Origin of the sequence: Devosia naphthalenivorans (genome assembly GCF_003056355.1) — a bacterium.
GTDB classification, from domain to species: Bacteria; Pseudomonadota; Alphaproteobacteria; order Rhizobiales; family Devosiaceae; genus Devosia; species Devosia naphthalenivorans.
In genome coordinates this window covers 158707-175876 of record NZ_PYVW01000002.1, presented here as the reverse complement: position 1 = coordinate 175876, position 17170 = coordinate 158707, and the positions used below count along the sequence as shown (strand labels likewise).

Below are 17170 nucleotides of genomic sequence, written 5' to 3'. Positions count from 1 at the left end.
CCCGAAACGAGTGCAGCGTGGACAATCTTACCCAGCTCATCAATCGCATAGGCCTGCCGCGTCTCGCGGCCATGGCCACCGTTGCTGTGCTGATGCTGGGCTTCTTCGGCTTTTTGATGCTGCGGGCGCAGACGCCCAACCTCGCCCCGCTCTATAGCGGCCTGTCGCTGGAAGATTCTTCCGCCATCGTCGCCGAACTCCAGACCCAGAACGTGCCGTTCGAATTGCGCGGCGAAGGTGACACCATCCTCGTGCCGCGCGACCAGATCACCACCCTGCGCATGAACCTGGCCGGCTCCGGCCTGCCGCAGCGCGGCCAGGTCGGCTACGAGATTTTCGATGAGCAATCGACGCTGGGCGCCACCAGCTTCGTGCAGAACATCAACAATGTCCGTGCACTTGAGGGCGAACTGGCCCGCACCATCACCTCGCTCAACCGCATCAAGTCGGCCCGTGTCCACCTCGTCCTGCCCGAGCGCGAATTGTTCCGCCGCGAGCGCAAGGACCCATCCGCCTCTATCGTCCTGGCGGTACGCGGACAGCTTTCCGCCAGCGAAATTCGCGCCGTGCAGCACCTCGTGGCCTCCGCCATCGAAGGGCTGACCCCGAACCGCGTCTCCATCGTCGATGACCAAGGCAATTTGCTCGCGTCAGGTACCGAAAACGAGCAAGGCGCGCTGGCCGGTGCAGCCGACGAGCGCACCCTTGGTTACGAAAATCGCCTGCGCACCCGCGTCGAGGACATGCTGGCCAATATCGTCGGTGCCGGCCGGGTCCGCGTCGAGGTTGCTGCCGAGATCGATTACAATCGCTCGACCACGACGCAGGAAACCTTCGACCCCGAAGGTCAGGTCGTCCGCTCCACCCAGACCCGCGAATCGCAGAACCTCACCAATGGCGCCGATGGCCAGGTGACCGTTGCCAACGAATTGCCCGGCGCTTCCCAAAACGCCGGCACCGGCCCCACCGATCAGGGCAGCTCCACCGAAGAAGTCACCAATTACGAGATTTCCAAGACCACCCAGACCGCCGTCACCGAAGCCGGCGCCCTCAAGCGCCTCTCGGTCGCTGCAGTGATCGATGGGGTCTACACCACCGACGCCGAGGGCAATTCGACCTATTCGCCGCGTTCGGCTGAGGAAGTGGCGCAAATCCTCACGCTGGTGCGCTCCGCCGTCGGCTATTCGGAAGCGCGTGGCGACACGGTCCAGGTGGTAAACCTGCAATTCGCCGAGCGTCCCGAACTGGCTGTTCCGGGCACTGACGCCGCTGGCGGCCTGCTCGATTTCACCCGCGACGATCTGATGAACGGCGCCGAAATGGCCGTGACCCTGCTGATCGCCCTGGCCCTGGTGTTCTTTGTCATGCGCCCGCTGCTCAAGAAGGTGCTGACGCCCGAAACCAAGCCGCTCGCCCTGCCCAGCGCCGCCGAGCTTGGCCATCACGGCGTTCTGTCGGCCAATGGCCTGGTTATCAGCGACGAACCGGAAGAGCAGGACCGCGACAAGACCCCGGCTTGGGTCGCCAATGCCAAATCCATGGGCGAAACGCAGCTGCAGACGCTCAAGACCGTCGGCACCCTTGTTGAAGAAAACCCCCGCCAGGCCGCGCTGATCGTGCGCGACTGGCTCAGTAACGCAGCGTAACCGCCATGGCCCTCGTTTCCCAATCCACCCAGGTTCCGGACGCCAACGCCCCCAAGCAACTCATTGTTGGCGATACCAGCAACCAGCGCGTCTTGACCGGCGACGAAAAGGCCGCGGCCCTGCTGCTGGCCCTGGGTCCCGACTATGGCAAGCCCATCTTCGACGAATTGGACGAACTCGAGGTCAAGCAACTCAGCCGCGCCATGGTGCGCCTTGGGCCCATCACCCAGGAAATGCTGGACGATCTCATGATCGAGTTCGTCACCACCATCACCTCCAATGGGTCGCTCTCGGGCAATACCGACAGCACTGAACGCCTGCTCCTGAGCTTCCTGTCTCAGGAAAAGGTCGATTCCATCATGGAAGAGATCCGTGGTCCCGCAGGCCGCAACATGTGGGAAAAGCTTTCCAACGTGCAGGCCGACGTGCTCGCCGCCTATCTCAAGAACGAATATCCCCAAACCATCGCCGTGGTGCTCTCCAAGATCGCCACCGATCATGCCTCCAAGGTCCTGGCCGTCCTGCCGGAGGAACTCGCAATGGATGTGGTCCAGCGCATGCTGGGCCTCGATCCCGTTCAAAAGGAGATTCTGGAAAAAATCGAGACCACGCTGCGCACGGAATTCATGTCGACCCTCAACCATTCCAAGCGCCGCGACAGTCACGAGCAGATGGCGGAGATCTTCAACAGCTTCGACCGCCAAACCGAAGCACGCTTCATCACTACGCTCGAAGAACACAATCGCGACGATGCCGAGCGCATCAAGTCGCTGATGTTCACCTTCGAGGATCTGGGCAAGCTGGAAGCTTCGGCGATCCAGACCCTGCTCACCAGAATGGACAAGCGTGAACTCGCCCTGGCGCTCAAGGGCGCCAATGAAGGCCTCAAGGAAACCTTCTACAGCAACATGTCGGCCCGCACCGCCAAGCTGCTGAAGGATGACATGGAGGCCATGGGCCCCGTCCGCCTCAAGGACGTGGACGAAGCCCAGGGGCGCATGGTTTCGACCGCCAAGGATCTGGCAGCCAAGGGCGAAATCATGATCATGAAGTCCAAGGCCGACGATCAGATGGTGGCATGATGGCTCAACCCGCCCGCTTCACCTTCGATCTCGATCTGGGCCAGCGCACCATCCCGTCAGCGCCGCCAGCGCCGACCGTGCCCGAGGAACTGGTCGCCCAATTGGTCGCCCAGGCCCGCGAGGATGCCTACGCAGAAGGCCTGGCCGCCGGTGAGCGTAACGCAGCCTCCATGGCCGCCCAGACCCTTGCGGCGGCGGCAGGCACCTTGGCGACCCAGACCGCGGAAATGGTTGCAGCGCTCGATGATGCGAGCCTTGCCGCCAAGCGCGAGGCGATCGAAATGGCCGCCAGCATCGGACGCAAGCTGGCACTGCACCTTCTCGCCCGCCATCCCACCGTCGAGCTTGAAGCCCTCATTGCCGAGTGCATGCAAAGCCTGGGCGGGGTACCGCACCTGGTCGTGCGCTGCAATCCCGCCATTGCCGACGAGATCCGCGACATCGCCACCGCCCACATGCACACCTCCGGCTTTTCCGGCCGGCTGATCGTCATGGGCGACCCCGATGTGCGCCTGGGCGATGGCAAGCTCGAATGGGTCGATGGTGGCCTCGTCCGTGACATCGGCGAAATTTCCAAGGACATCGATCGCAAGATCATGGCCTTCCTGGCCGCCGCCCGCGGCCGGGACAATCAACAGGAGAGCGGCCATTGAGCGCTTCCGATCCCGACGACATCACTACCCGTGAAAACATGACTTTTGAAGAAATGTCCCCCGCCGGCAAGGGCGCCGGTCCCGACAGCTATATCGAACGCACCGCCGCCGATCTGGAAGCGGTATTCGACGTCCCCGTTCGCATATCGGTCGTGCTCGGCCGCACCAAGATGCCTGTCAGCGCCCTGCTCAAGCTCGATACCGGCACGGTGATCGAACTGGATCGCCAGGTTGGCGAAGCGGTGGAAATCTTCATCAACGAGCGCCTCGTGGCACGTGGCGAAATCGTGCTGGTCGATGGCAAGCTCGGCGTCACCATGACTGAAATCATCAAACCACAATAAGGGAGGCGAGGATGCGTCTGCTGATCATCGGTGCCCTTGAGGGGCAATTGAGCGAAGCCACCGTGATGGCGATCAATGGCGGGGCCAAGGTTGCCCATGCGCCGTCGGTCGAGATCGCGCTGGCCGCCCTGCGCGCCGGCCGTGGTGCCGACCTCCTGCTGTGCGACGTGCTGATGGACATTGCCGGGCTGATCTCCGGGCTGGAAGCCGAGCGCATCGCCATTCCCGTGGTTGCCTGTGGCGTCGAAGCCAATGCCGCCGCCGCCGTCAATGCCATCCGCGCCGGCGCCAAGGAATATATCCCCCTGCCCCCCGACGCCGAACTGATCGCAGCCGTCATCGCCGCGGTCGCCCGGGAAAGCTCCGATTTCCTGTTCCGCGATCCAGCCATGCAGCGTGTCGTCCGCATGGCCGACCAGGTCGCCCCATCCGACGCCTCGATCCTGATCACTGGCGAAAGCGGCACCGGCAAGGAAGTCATCGCCAAATACGTTCACGCCCGCTCCAAGCGCGCCAACAAGCCGTTCATCTCGGTCAACTGCGCCGCCATCCCCGAAGCGCTGCTCGAATCCGAACTCTTCGGCCACGAAAAGGGTGCCTTCACCGGCGCCGTCGCCCGCCGCATCGGCAAGTTCGAGGAAGCCTCGGGCGGCACCCTGCTGCTTGATGAAATTTCTGAAATGGACGTGCGCCTTCAGGCCAAGCTGCTGCGCGCCATCCAGGAGCGCCTGATCGATCGCGTCGGCGGCGGCAAGCCCGTGCCGGTCGATATCCGCATCCTCGCCACCTCCAACCGCAACCTCAGCGAAGCCGTCCGCGAAGGCAGTTTCCGTGAGGACCTGCTGTTTCGCCTCAACGTCATCAACCTGAAACTTCCCGCCCTGCGCGATCGCCCCGGCGACATCCTGGCGCTGTCCGAGCACTTCGTCGCCAAATACGCCAAGGCCAACGGCCTGCCCACCCGCACGCTCTCTCCCGACGCCTGCGATGCCCTCATCAAGGCGCCCTGGCCGGGCAATGTGCGCGAACTGGAAAACACCCTCCATCGCGCGGTGCTCCTGTCCTCCGGCAGTGTCATCGGCCCCGACGCAATCGTGCTGCCCGACGGCATGGGCCTCACCGAAGTCGCCGCCGCCAGTTCACTCTCCGCGCAGTTGGCGCAAACTGCCCAAACCATGTCCGCGGCCCTTGTCGGCCGCACCGTGGCCGACGTCGAGCGCGACCTGATCCTCGACACCCTCGATCATACCCTGGGTAACCGCACCCATGCCGCCAACATCCTGGGCATCTCCATCCGCACCCTGCGCAATAAGCTCAACCAATACGCCGACGAAGGCACCAACGTGCCCGACCCCGGCGAACGGCGGAACGTGGCATAGATGAAATCCCCCCGTAGACCTCATGGTGAGCCTGTCGAACCACGAGGTCGTGCCCACCATGGTGCCACGACCCCGTCCTTCGACGGGCTCAGGATGAGGTCTACTCGGACAACCACCCCATGACCGACCTCCCCAGCCAGCACGCAAAGTTCAAGATTCCCACCCCATCTTCGGTGGTCGACCTCCTGCGTTCCGGCGACATCGCGCTTGCCGCCGGTGTCATGGGGCTCATCGTCATCCTCATCGTGCCCATGCCGGCGCTGCTTGTGGACGGCCTGCTCGCCATCTCGATCGTCTTCTCCGTGATGATCCTGATGACGGCCCTGTTCATCCAGAAGCCGCTCGAATTCTCGTCCTTCCCGACCGTCCTTTTGATCGCTACCATGCTGCGGCTGGGCCTGAACCTGGCCACCACCCGCCTGATCCTCTCCGATGGTCACGAAGGCACCCACGCCGCCGGTCACGTCATCGAGGCCTTCGGAAATTTCGTCACGCGCGGCAATTTCGTCATCGGCCTCGTGGTGTTCATCATCCTCGTGATCGTGAACTTCATCGTCATCACCAAGGGCTCTGGCCGTATCGCTGAAGTTGCCGCCCGCTTCAGCCTCGACGCCATGCCCGGCAAGCAGATGGCCATCGACGCCGACCTCTCGGCCGGCCTGATCGACGAAGACACCGCCAAGCGCCGCCGCGCCGAGCTGGAAGGCGAAAGCGCCTTCTTCGGCAACATGGACGGCGCCTCCAAATTCGTGCGCGGCGACGCCATTGCCGGCCTCATCATCACCTTCATCAACGTATCTGCCGGCATTCTGATCGGCGTGATGCAGGAGGGCCTCTCCTTCCAGGAAGCCGGCAACGTCTATACCCTGCTCACCATCGGCGATGGCCTTGTCTCTCAGATCCCGGCGCTGATCGTCTCCACTGCCGCCGGTATCCTCGTGTCCAAATCCGGCGTCACCGGCTCGGCCGACAAGGCCCTCTCCGCCCAATTCACCGGCTATCCCCGTGCGCTTGGCATGTCATCGGCCGTCATGGGCGCGCTGGCCTTCCTGCCGGGCATGCCGTTTCTCCCGTTCATGGCGCTGGCCGGCGGCGTTGGCTATGTCGCCTGGCGCGCCGCGCGCAGCAAGGACACAAGGCAAACGGCCGAAGCCGCCACCGCCCTTACCAAAGCCGCATCGCAACCCGGCGCCCCCGGCGCCACCCCGCCTGGGGAAGCCCCGATCACCGATAGCCTCAAGATCGACGAGCTCAAGCTCGAGCTGGGCTACGGCCTCCTCGCCCTCGTCAAGGAAGACGAGAACGGCAGTGACCGCCTCACCGAGCAGATCAAGGCCCTGCGCCGCCAGCTTGCGGCCGAACTGGGCTTCATCATGCCGCCCGTGCGCATCCTCGACAACATGCAGCTCGAGCCCAATGCCTACAAGGTGCGCATCAAGGAAGTCGAAGCCGGCGCCGGCGAGATCTACGCCAACCAGCTCATGGTGATGGACCCCTACGGCAACAAGATCGATCTGCCCGGCCACCACACCACTGAACCCACGTTCGGGCTGCCCGCCACGTGGATCGAGCCCGCCCTGCGCGACGAAGCCGAACTGCGCGGCCTGTCCATCATCGATCCATCCACGGTCATCTCCACCCATTTGACCGAGGTGCTCAAAGCCAACGTTGCGGACCTTCTCAGCTACGCCAATGTGCAGTCCCTTCTCGCCGGCCTCTCCAAGGAACAGCAAAAGCTCGTCGAGGACATCGTCCCCGGCCTCATCACCGTCTCGGGCCTGCAGCGCGTGCTCCAGACCCTCCTCAACGAGCGCATCTCGATCCGCGACCTGTCGAGCATCCTTGAAGCCGTCGCCGAAATCGCGGCGCCCGGCCGCCCGGTGCAGGTCATTGCGGAGCACGTCCGCTCGCGCCTCGCCCGCCAGTTGTGTGCCGCCAATCTTGGCCCCGACGGCAATCTGCCGCTCCTGACCCTGTCGCCCCAATGGGAGCGCGATTTCGCCGAAGCCATGGTGGGCGAAGGCGATCACCGGCACCTGGCCATGGCACCCTCGCGCCTGCAGCAATTCATCGGTGCCGTGCAGCAAGCCTTCGAACGCGCCGCCCAGATGGGTGAACTGCCCGTGCTCATCACCTCGCCCGGCATCCGCCCCCATGTCCGCTCCATCATCGAGCGTTTCCGCCCGCAAACCGTCGTCATGAGCCAGAACGAGGTCCACCCCCGCATCCGCCTCAAGACCGTGGGAAGCGTCTGACTATGGCATCGACCAATACGGGTCAGGTGCAGTTGACCGGTTATCTGGAAGTGCCTCCCGACCGGCTGGCTGCCGTCACCCAGGCTCTGCCGGATCATATCGCCTTGACGCGCGCCGAGCCCGGCTGCATCAGTTTCGAGGTCGTACCCAGTACCGAGGACCCGACCCGGTTTCTGGTCTGCGAACTGTTCGTCGACCAGGCCGCCTTCGATGCCCATCAGCGGCGCGCCGGCGCCTCGGCTTGGGCCCGCGTTACCGCCGGCCTGCCGCGACACTATACCATCACCTCCTCAGCTAATCTGATCCCCATGTCCGTCACCATCCTCATCACCCCGCCCTTTTCGACCCTGTGCAACGCCGCCTTCGCGCTGCGGCGGGAAGTCTTTGTCTGGGAACAAAAAGTGCCCGAAGAGGACGAACACGACGCCGACGATATGACCGCCACTCACTTCGTTGCCATTGCCGAGGGTGAAGTGGTCGGCACGCTGCGCCTCATTGACAAGCCCGAACACCACAAGATCGGCCGCGTCGCCGTGCGCCAGGCCTTCCGCGGCCGCGGCATTGCTAAACGGCTGATGCTGGCTGCCATGGATCATGCGCGTGCCGGCGGGCGCGATCGCTTCTACCTGACGGCGCAGTCCGACAAGCTCGCCATGTACGAAAAGCTCGGCTTTGCCGCCTTCGGTCCCGAGTTCATGGATGGCGGCATGCCCCATCGCGCCATGCGCACCTATGATCGCGACACGGCCGTATTAACCAGTTAGCAAGCAGTTAAGCCTGTTAAAGGCTTCCTCATTGCCCGCCATTCATCCTGCTGTATTGTCTGGGACAAGGGGAGTTGTGACGCTCGGTTAAGCTCGCTCCGCACAATAAAAAACCGCCAGGGAGGCGGGGAGAAGGCCGGCCTCTGCTTGAGGACCGGCTTTTTCTTTTGGGCGAAAAACGCCCTTCGATCACAACATTGGCGGAACACATCGCGGGTCATGGCGTTGTCAAAGCATCATGGGCCGCACGGTACGCGACCGGGAAAGTTTTGTACCGCACGGCCCGTTCATAACAACAATGAACTCATGGAGCCTATAATGATCCGCACACTCTTGGCCACTACGGCACTTGCAGCTCTGATGTCCGCGGGCGCCATCGCTCAGGACGCGACTCCTGTTCAGAGCACGGACGCACCTGCCACGACGGAAACGGCACCAGCCGACGCAATGGCACCTGCTGATGCAGCCGCTCCTGCTGATGCAGCTGCTCCCGCCGACGCGGCCGCTCCGGCCGATGCCGCACCAGCGCCAACCGCTGACGCGCCTGCTCCAGTGGAAGCCGAACCCACGGCTGCACCAACTGATGCTGCAGAAACCGAGGCCTGGGATATGTCGGCTGGCTACACCGCGGTCGACAGCGACAATCTCGGCTCCGAACTGATCGATCAGCCCGTCTATTCGTCCTCAGGCGACGACGCTGAGGAAATCGGTAACATCACCGATATCATCTTCAACGAGCAGGGCCAGATCACTGCTGTGGTGATCGGTGTCGGCGGGTTCCTCGGCATTGGCGAAAAGTCCGTTGCCGTTCCTTTCGAAACGCTGGAATTCGTGGTCGCAGCCGACAACACCGAACGCTGGGTCGTTCCCACTTCGGCTGATGCCCTGAACGCTGCTCCAGAATTCGTCTGGGAAGAAGACGAGCCAGCTGACGCCGGCGATGTCCCAGCCGATGGCGGCGCAATGGCACCGGCTGATGGCGGTGCAATGGCTCCTGCCGATGGTGGCGCCATGGCTCCTGCGGCTCCCGCAACCAACTAATCCTTCACGGATTATGATTTTAGAGGGCCGGCCTTCGGGTCGGCCCTTTGCCTTGCGTCCTTGTTGGAGAAAGCCATGTTGCATCGCGTCACCCTCGTTTCGAGCCTTGTGCTGCTGCTGGCGGCGCCAGCCCTTGCTCAGGATGCGACCCCGGCTCCTGCAGCCCAGGCGCCAAGTGAACTCGAAAAGATTGGCCTCACTCCGCCAACCGTACTGTCCGAAGGCTATTCCACGGGCGGAGCGGATATCCTGGTCACTCAGCTATTGGGCGAAACGGTCTACACCTCCACCGCCGACGATGCCGAGGAGATCGGCACCGTTAATGACCTCGTGGTCACCTCGGGCGAAGGGCTTTCCGCCGTCGTCATTGGCGTTGGCGGGTTCCTCGGCGTCGGCAGCAAGGACGTGGCCGTCGATTTCACCCAGCTCGAATGGGCCGAGCGCGAAGACGGCACCCGCCGCTGGGTCCTGGGCGCAACCGCGGAAACGCTCGAAGCTGCCCCTGCCTTTATCTGGAGCGATAGCGAGGAAACCACCGGCGAGCCCGCCATGAGCCCGGCCGAAGAACAGGAACAAATGGTTGAAGGCGACCCTAATGCCACCCAGGTCGATCCGGCCCTCACCACCGACCAGCCCGAACGCCAGACCATCACGACGCCGCTCGATCGCTCCGGCTTCTCCGAGTTCGATGAAACGGGCCTCACCGCCGACGAGCTGCGCGGCATCGGCGTCTATGGCATCAACGATGAACTCATCGGCACCATCGGCGACGTCATCCCCAATCCGGACGGCAGCTTCGATGCCGTCATCGTCGACGTCGGCGGTTTCCTGGGCCTCGGCGCCAAGCCTGTCGCCGTGGGCTTCGACAACCTCACCTTCTCAGCCGATACCTTCGGCAACCGCTACCTGTTCCTCAACACCTCGCGCGAACAGCTCGAAGCCCAACCCGAATACGACCCGGAGACCTACCCCGCCCAACGCGACACCCAACGCATGGTGATCAACCCGTAGGTCGTTGATAGCCAATCGGCGATTACGCAACTACGCACCCCTCACTCTGGCCCCTCCTGAGGGAGTGTTCACTTTGTGCGCTTTTTCCACCGGGTCATTCCCGCGAAAGCGGGAACCTCTGTTGGCGATGGATGCAAGAAAAACAGAGGTTCCCGCTTTCGCGAGAATGACGTTGTGGTTGGGCTTAGACACGATTTGTGGCTCACACCGGAGGTATCCCCTCGTCCCTCAGGGGAGAGGGCTAGGGTGAGGGGTGCAAAACCCGCCGCATCACTCCACGCTCAGCCAGCCCCGATACCCATCAACCCGACAGCAGACCTCAAAAACAAAACACCCCCGGGACAACCCCCGAGGGTGAAAACTCAACCAAAACCCGCGATATCCTACTGCCGCGAAAACCTTAGGCGCCCGATCTCGTCATACTCGGACTGCTCGACCTTGAGCTGCTCATCCTTCTCGCGCTGATGCTCGCGCTGATCCAGCAGTTCCACCTTCTTCAAATCTTCCAGCGCCTCGGCCAGGCCATCCTGCGCCGTTTCGAGCTTGCCGCGCATGTCATTGGCCGAAGCCAGCAGATTGTCGCGCCGCGTCATCGCGGCCTTGGCAAAGGTGGAATAGGCAAAATGGGCGACGTCCGAAATGCCGGTCTTGGTCTGCTCGATTTCGATCTGCTGGTCGAGTTCGCCCGCCATGCGCTCGAAATCTCGGACCATCATCTCGATCTGCGCAACCTGACGGCGCTTCTCGTCCACTTGGAACTTCTTGAGCCGAATGAGGCTCTCGCTGCGCGATTTCAAGACCTGTACTCCTTACACACCAAGTCAGTTCCGGGACCCGAACAAAGGTCCCATCAGTCTGCCGCGCCTGCTTCGCTGACGATCGCCTCGAGCATTTTATAGCCCTCCGCAATCGTCGTCGTTTCTTCCCGGCTTTGGCTCAAAAAAGCCTCAAGTGCCGGGTTTATAGCAATCGCGCGGTCCACTTTCGGATCTGACCCTTTCCGGTAAGCCCCAAGCCGGATCAGTTCCTCCATGTCCGAATAGATGGACATGAGCTCTCGCGCCTTTTGCAGGACAGGCCGGAAATCAACCGGCACGCACCCTGGCATGGTGCGCGAGATGGACCGGAGCACGTTCACGGCCGGGTAACGACCCCGTTCGGCAATGCCGCGCTCCATTACGATGTGCCCGTCGAGAATTCCGCGCACGGCATCCGCAATGGGCTCATTGTGATCATCACCTTCCACCAAAACGGTAAACAGTCCGGTAACAGAACCGGTCGAAGGCGTTCCAGGTCCGGCCCTTTCCAACAAACGTGGCAATTCCGTGAACACTGTCGGCGGATAACCCTTGGCGGTCGGCGGCTCGCCGATGGCCAGCCCGATTTCGCGCTGCGCCATGGCAAAGCGCGTGAGGCTATCCATCATGCACAGCACCCGCTTGCCCTGGTCGCGGAAATATTCGCTCAGCGCCAGCGACATATAAGCCGCCTGCCGCCGCATCAGTGCTGCTTCGTCCGAGGTCGCCACCACCACGACGGCATTGGCCAGCCCCGCCTCGCCCAGATATTCCTGGATGAACTCGTGCACCTCGCGCCCGCGTTCGCCGATCAACCCGATCACCGCAACGTCCACATTTGTGTTGCGCGCCAGCATGCTCATCAGCACGGACTTGCCGACGCCCGAGCCGGCAAAGATCCCCAGCCGCTGCCCTTCGCACACCGTCGTAAAGGTATTGAGGCATCGCACCCCCAGATCCAGCGGATCGCCCACCCGTACCCGGTCGTGCGCCAGCAGCGGATTTTGCCGCAAGGGATAGGCCGTCGCGCCGCGCGGCAGCGGCCCCTTGCCATCGATCGGCTCCCCATTCGCATTGATGACGCGTCCGAGCCAGCCTTCGGAGGGAAACGCCGCCCCGTCGCTGCGCTGGAACACCGCCTTGCAGCCCAGCCGCACCCCGCCCAATTGCCCGAATGGCAGGCATAGCGCGTGGCCGTCCTTGAAGCCGATGATCTCGGCGGCAAGCTGCTCGTCATTGACGGTTTCGATGCTCACCCGTCCGCCGACCCGCAATTCGCGTACCGGCCCGACGATCTCGATCAGCAGGCCCTGCACGGACTTTACCCGTCCATAGACCTCCACGTCGTCAATGGCATCGATGGCCGAAATAAGCGCCTTCATAATGCGTCCAGCTTCCGTTCATCGCCGTGGCCAAAATATGGTTTCCATGTGGCCGTGGCCCCTTGCAGGTGCGAATCAGATCGTAACTGATCATTAACGCAAAAGCGCTATTCCAAGCATTGGAGCATTCCGTCCGCTGCTTTGCGCGGGCCCTCCTCCAAACCCCCGACAGACCCCGCAATGCCTGAGTCCACAGAGTCGCTTAGCGGGCCGAGTTAAACCATTTTCTTAAGAAAAATTGATAAGATTAACCGTTAAATTTCAACAACTTAGACTTAATTCACCCTAACGCCGTTTGCGTATTGCCCAACTGAATTAAACTTTGTTAACTATTTGGGCTTAGGGTTCAGTCATATCCAGTAGGGTTGGCGTGGGCGGCCAGGTCCACGGTTCCAGCAGGAACGAATGACAAGGGGAATATAATGCGGGTACTCCTTATTGAGGACGATAGCGCTACGGCGCAGAGCATCGAGCTGATGCTCAAGTCCGAGAGCTTCAACGTCTACACCACCGATCTCGGTGAAGAAGGCGTCGATCTCGGCAAACTATACGACTACGATATTATTTTGCTGGATCTAAACCTGCCCGACATGAGCGGTTACGAGGTGCTCCGCACCCTCCGCGTCGCCAAGGTTCAGACCCCCATCCTGATCCTTTCCGGCCTCGCCGGCATCGAGGACAAGGTGCGCGGTCTCGGCTTCGGCGCCGACGACTACATGACCAAGCCGTTCCACAAGGACGAGCTGGTTGCCCGCATCCACGCCATTGTGCGCCGCTCCAAGGGCCACGCCCAGTCGGTCATCACCACGGGCGAGCTCACCGTCAATCTCGACACCAAGACCGTTGAAGTGCAGACCCAGCGCGTGCACCTCACCGGCAAGGAATACCAGATGCTTGAGCTGCTCTCCCTGCGTAAGGGGACGACGCTCACCAAGGAAATGTTCCTCAACCACCTTTATGGCGGCATGGACGAACCCGAGCTCAAGATCATCGACGTGTTCATCTGCAAACTGCGCAAGAAGCTTTCGGTCGCGACCGGCGGCAAGAACTACATCGAAACCGTCTGGGGTCGCGGCTATGTGCTGCGCGAGCCCGACGAAAGCGAAGTCTACGCCGAAAACGTCGCCTGATCCCCTTCAGGACCCTTCGTCGTTCCAATCCGCCCCGCGTGACGCAAGTCCCGCGGGGTTTTCTTTGTTCTTTACTGGTCGCATCAAGGCGGCAGGAACTTGGCTGATGCACAAGCGTTAGCGTTTGTGAGTTGAACTCGGGGGCTAGCCGACATGTCTGATGTTTCCAAACGCCTGCGCGATCCGCTTGTGCTGATCATTCTCGTGATCGCGGTGGCAGGCTGGCTGGCCTTCATCGCCATGTGGATCAATTCATCTACCTATTCAGGCCAGCAGGGCGAAACCATCGTGGCGCTGACGGGCGAGCGCGATGATCTGGCCCAGCGCCTTTCCGACCACGAAGCCGCCCAGGGCAGCCTCGACGAACTCAACACGCAAATTGCCACGGCTCAACAGGACGTCGCCGCGCGCACAGCCTCGCTGGAAACAGTGCGCACCGAACTCAGCGCGCGACAGGCTGACCTTGAAGCGGTGAATGCCGATCTTGAAGCACGCCGCGCCGAGGCAACCACGCTACAGGAGCAGGCCGACGCCGCGACCCAGCTCACCGCCGAGCTGACCGGACAGCAGCAGGAATTGCAGGCCCAGATCGATACCGCCAACCAGCAGCTCACCGATATCGGCACCCGCCTCGAGGCCGCCCGTCAGCAGGAAGCTACGGCAACCGCCAATTCAGCCCAACTCACCAGCGAAGCCGCCTCCGCCACCAGCAATCTGGCCGAACTCCAGAGCCAGTTGCAGACCGCACGCGAACAGCTCACCACTGCGCAGACCCAGCTCGCCGACCTTGCCATTCAAAGCGAAACCGCCGGCACCGATCTGCAGGCCCTGCAGCAGCAGGTGGCGGAATTGCAGACCCGCCGCGATGAGTTGACCGCCGAAGTCCAGGGCTATCAGGACCAGCGCGACGAGTTGCAGCCGCAGGTGGAGCAACTCGCCCAAACCCTGGCCCAGCGTGGCGAGGAACTTCGTACGCTCGAAGAGCGGATCGCGCGGGCCGTTGCCACCTCCGACGAGGCAGCGACAACCGGGCGTTACGCCGTAGGCAGCGAAGGCCAGGCACGCGGCATGACCCTCGATCTAAACCCCGATGGCAAGTTCACCCTCACCGATCGCGCCAATCGCACGGTCAATGGCGATTACACCCTGACCGACAACCAGCTATCGCTCTCCAACGCCCAGGGCGCCATCGGCAACGCTACCTTCCCCATGACCTGCCCGGTGGAAGCCAACGACAACGGCTTCACCATCAGCAACGCCGAAGGCTGCGTCCTCTCTGGCCTGGCTTTCGAGCGTGCCCAGTGATCGGCGTCTGGGCATATTGCCAGTCCCGCCACTAACCCTGTCGAAATCCATCATCCCCCCTCGTCGTGTGCACAGAAGCAACTTGCTCGCCAGCGTCACGAAAGGAACCCAAGATGATCCGCGCCACGATTGCCACCGCAACCCTGCTCATGGCCACCGCAGCCTTTGCCCAGTCCGAACCCTCCGGCAGCACGGTCGAGGTCAACGGCATGCAGATGTACTACGAAATTTCCGGCGAGGGTGACCCGCTGGTCGTGTTGCACGGGGCCTATATGAACATCCCCACCATGGGCGAGATCATCCCCATGCTGGCCGATACCCACAAGGTCTATGCGCTCGAAATGCAGGGCCATGGCCGCACCAACGACATCGATCGCCCCATCACCTACCCCAACCTCGCCGACGACGTCGCCGCCTTCATGGATGAGGTCGGCCTCGAACAGGCGGATGTGTTCGGCTATTCCATGGGCGCCGCCGCCGGCCTGCAACTGGCCATCCGCCACCCCGAAAAGGTCGACCAGCTCGTCGCCGCCTCGGTTGCCTATGACGAATCCGGCTGGCAGCCCGCCTTCCGCGATTTCATCCCACAGATGAACCCCGACATGTTTGCCGGCTCGCCGATGGAAGCAGAATGGAAGAAGCTCGCGCCCAACCCCGATGGCTTTCGCGCTCTTGCTGAAAAGCTGATCGCGCTGGAAAAGGAGCCCATGGCCTGGGAAGCGGACGTTAAGACGCTCAAGACCCCCGTGCTGATCATCGCCGGCGACGCCGATGTTTCCACCCTTGAGCACAATGTTGCGCTGTTCCGGCTCCTGGGCGGTGGCGTCATGGGCGACATGGGCGAGCCCCTGCCCGCTTCGCGCCTCGCCATCCTGCCCGCAACCTCCCACACCGCCGTCATCAATCAACCCGACCTGCTCCGTGCCTTCATCGAACCCTTCCTCAAGGGCGAGACCCCGGCTGGCTTCATGGGCATGTAAGGCTCCACACCATCTGTGGCGCGGCGTCTTGCAGCATGAGGTCAATGCTGGTTTGATCCGCCGCGATGAAAACCGAGTCAGATACCAATCGCGCCATCAGCGCCGTCTGGAAAGATGAACAGCCCCGCCTTATCGCGGGGCTGACCCGCATGCTGCGCGACATCTCTCTCGCCGAAGAACTGGCGCAGGACGCCCTGGTGATTGCCCTCAGCAATTGGCCTAAGGCGGGCATCCCGCAAAACCCCGGCGCCTGGCTGATGCAGACGGCCAAGCGCCGCGCGATCGACCTGTTCCGCCACCGCAAGATGGCCGCGACTAAGCTGGTTGAAGTCGGCCACACCATAGAAACCGATGTGCCCAACCACATCGAAGCGCTGCACGAGGCCATGGATGACGAGGTGGGCGATGATCTGCTGCGGCTGATCTTCACCTCCTGCCATCCAATCCTGCCGGCGGAATCGCGCGTCGCGCTTACCCTGCGCCTGCTTGGCGGGCTCACCACCGAAGAAATCGCCCGCGCGTTCCTGGCCGCCGAACCCACCATCGGCCAGCGCATCGTGCGCGCTAAAAAGACCATCGCCGAAGCCGGTATTCCCTTCGAAGTTCCCAGCGGTCCCGAGCGCGCGGAGCGGCTGTCCTCGGTTCTGGGCGTGCTCTACCTCATCTTCAACGAAGGCTATTCCGCCACTTCCGGGCAGGACTGGATTCGTCCCCAGCTGTGCGACGAAGCCATTCGCCTCGGACGGGTCCTGGTCGGGCTGGTGCCACAGGATTCCGAAGCCCATGCTCTGCTGGCCCTGATGGAAATTCAGGCATCCCGTTCCGGTGCCCGCACCGATGCCAAGGGCCATCCGGTCCTCCTCGGCGACCAGGATCGTTCGCTCTGGAACCAGAACCAGATCAGCAGCGGTCTTCGCGCACTCGACCAGGCCATTGCCCTGGGCGGTGAAAACCGCCCCTATGCCCTCCAAGCCGCCATCGCCGCCTGCCACGCCCGCGCTCGCACCGCTGCGGAAACCGACTGGCCGCGCATCGCCCAGCTCTATGGCCAACTGGCGGCGCTTACCCCCTCGCCCGTCATCGAGCTCAACCGGGCCGTCGCCGTCTCCATGGCCAATGGTCCAGCAGCAGGTCTGGCCATCATTGACACCATCAAGGACGACCCGGCGCTGAAAAACTATCATCTGCTCTACGGCATTCGCGGCGACATGCTGAGCAAACTCGGCCGCCACACCGAAGCCATGCTGGAATTCCGCCGCGCCGCCGACCTCACCCGCAACGAACGCGAGCGCGCCTATCTGATGGGCCGGGCGGAGGAAAAAACTATAGGATGAGGACGGCCCTGATCCTGCCCAGCCCGCGATCTGGTCCTCTCGGCCCTCAGGGGAGAGGGCTAGGGTG

The 17170-nt window shown here is 62.6% G+C and carries 15 protein-coding genes and 1 pseudogene; 14 read left to right on the top strand and 2 right to left on the bottom strand.

Going from position 1 to position 17170, the window contains the following annotated elements:
• Positions 1-17: 17 nt before the first annotated feature.
• The 10 genes and pseudogenes from fliF to C8264_RS03945 all read left to right on the top strand — a co-directional run bounded on the left by fliF (position 18) and on the right by C8264_RS03945 (position 10175).
• The gene (gene fliF, locus C8264_RS03990) at positions 18-1646 is read left to right on the top strand and encodes a flagellar basal-body MS-ring/collar protein FliF (RefSeq protein WP_108459669.1); all 1629 of its coding nucleotides are present in this window, start codon (positions 18-20) and stop codon (positions 1644-1646) included.
• 5 nt (positions 1647-1651) lie between these two features.
• Complete coding sequence (gene fliG, locus C8264_RS03985) at positions 1652-2728, top strand: flagellar motor switch protein FliG (protein WP_108459668.1); 1077 nt, start codon at positions 1652-1654, stop codon at positions 2726-2728.
• Complete coding sequence (locus C8264_RS03980) at positions 2725-3381, top strand: FliH/SctL family protein (RefSeq protein WP_108459667.1); 657 nt, start codon at positions 2725-2727, stop codon at positions 3379-3381. Before fliG ends, C8264_RS03980 begins: the two co-directional genes overlap by 4 nt.
• Positions 3382-3434: 53 nt before the next feature.
• Entirely contained in the window at positions 3435-3725 is a 291-nt protein-coding gene (gene fliN / locus C8264_RS03975; protein WP_245892949.1) for a flagellar motor switch protein FliN, read from the top strand.
• Between the two features lie 11 nt (positions 3726-3736).
• On the top strand, positions 3737-5104 hold the full coding sequence (gene flbD / locus C8264_RS03970) for a sigma-54-dependent transcriptional regulator FlbD (protein WP_108459666.1): 1368 nt from the start codon (positions 3737-3739) through the stop codon (positions 5102-5104).
• 119 nt (positions 5105-5223) lie between these two features.
• A complete protein-coding gene (gene flhA, locus C8264_RS03965; protein WP_108459665.1) occupies positions 5224-7359 on the top strand; it encodes a flagellar biosynthesis protein FlhA in 2136 nt (711 codons plus the stop codon).
• A 2-nt stretch (positions 7360-7361) separates the two neighbouring features.
• Positions 7362-7595: pseudogene (locus C8264_RS03960) on the top strand (putative quinol monooxygenase); the annotation flags it as partial.
• 72 nt (positions 7596-7667) lie between these two features.
• Positions 7668-8123 (top strand): GNAT family N-acetyltransferase, encoded by a 456-nt coding sequence (locus C8264_RS03955; protein WP_108459980.1) that lies wholly within the window; start codon positions 7668-7670, stop codon positions 8121-8123.
• 318 nt (positions 8124-8441) lie between these two features.
• The gene (locus C8264_RS03950) at positions 8442-9164 is read left to right on the top strand and encodes a PRC-barrel domain-containing protein (protein WP_108459664.1); all 723 of its coding nucleotides are present in this window, start codon (positions 8442-8444) and stop codon (positions 9162-9164) included.
• A 75-nt stretch (positions 9165-9239) separates the two neighbouring features.
• Positions 9240-10175: a PRC-barrel domain-containing protein gene (locus tag C8264_RS03945; RefSeq protein ID WP_108459663.1), complete on the top strand. Its 936-nt coding sequence runs from the start codon at positions 9240-9242 to the stop codon at positions 10173-10175.
• Between the two features lie 383 nt (positions 10176-10558).
• Here C8264_RS03945 and fliJ read toward each other — a convergent pair whose 3' ends face one another.
• On the bottom strand, positions 10559-10972 hold the full coding sequence (gene fliJ / locus C8264_RS03940; RefSeq protein WP_108459662.1) for a flagellar export protein FliJ: 414 nt from the start codon (positions 10970-10972) through the stop codon (positions 10559-10561).
• A gap of 53 nt (positions 10973-11025) precedes the next feature.
• Positions 11026-12354 carry a flagellar protein export ATPase FliI gene (gene fliI / locus C8264_RS03935; RefSeq protein ID WP_108459661.1) on the bottom strand — a complete coding sequence of 443 codons (1329 nt, stop codon included), beginning with the start codon at positions 12352-12354 and terminating at the stop codon, positions 11026-11028.
• A 422-nt stretch (positions 12355-12776) separates the two neighbouring features.
• Here fliI and ctrA point away from each other — a divergent pair, with 422 nt between their 5' ends.
• From ctrA to C8264_RS03915, 4 genes are all read left to right on the top strand, one after another.
• Entirely contained in the window at positions 12777-13484 is a 708-nt protein-coding gene (ctrA, locus tag C8264_RS03930; protein ID WP_108459660.1) for a response regulator transcription factor CtrA, read from the top strand.
• A gap of 153 nt (positions 13485-13637) precedes the next feature.
• Complete coding sequence (locus C8264_RS03925) at positions 13638-14789, top strand: coiled-coil domain-containing protein (protein WP_108459659.1); 1152 nt, start codon at positions 13638-13640, stop codon at positions 14787-14789.
• Positions 14790-14902: 113 nt separating this feature from the next.
• Positions 14903-15769 (top strand): alpha/beta fold hydrolase, encoded by an 867-nt coding sequence (locus tag C8264_RS03920; protein WP_108459658.1) that lies wholly within the window; start codon positions 14903-14905, stop codon positions 15767-15769.
• A 65-nt stretch (positions 15770-15834) separates the two neighbouring features.
• Positions 15835-17103: an RNA polymerase sigma factor gene (locus C8264_RS03915; RefSeq protein WP_108459657.1), complete on the top strand. Its 1269-nt coding sequence runs from the start codon at positions 15835-15837 to the stop codon at positions 17101-17103.
• Positions 17104-17170: the final 67 nt, after the last annotated feature.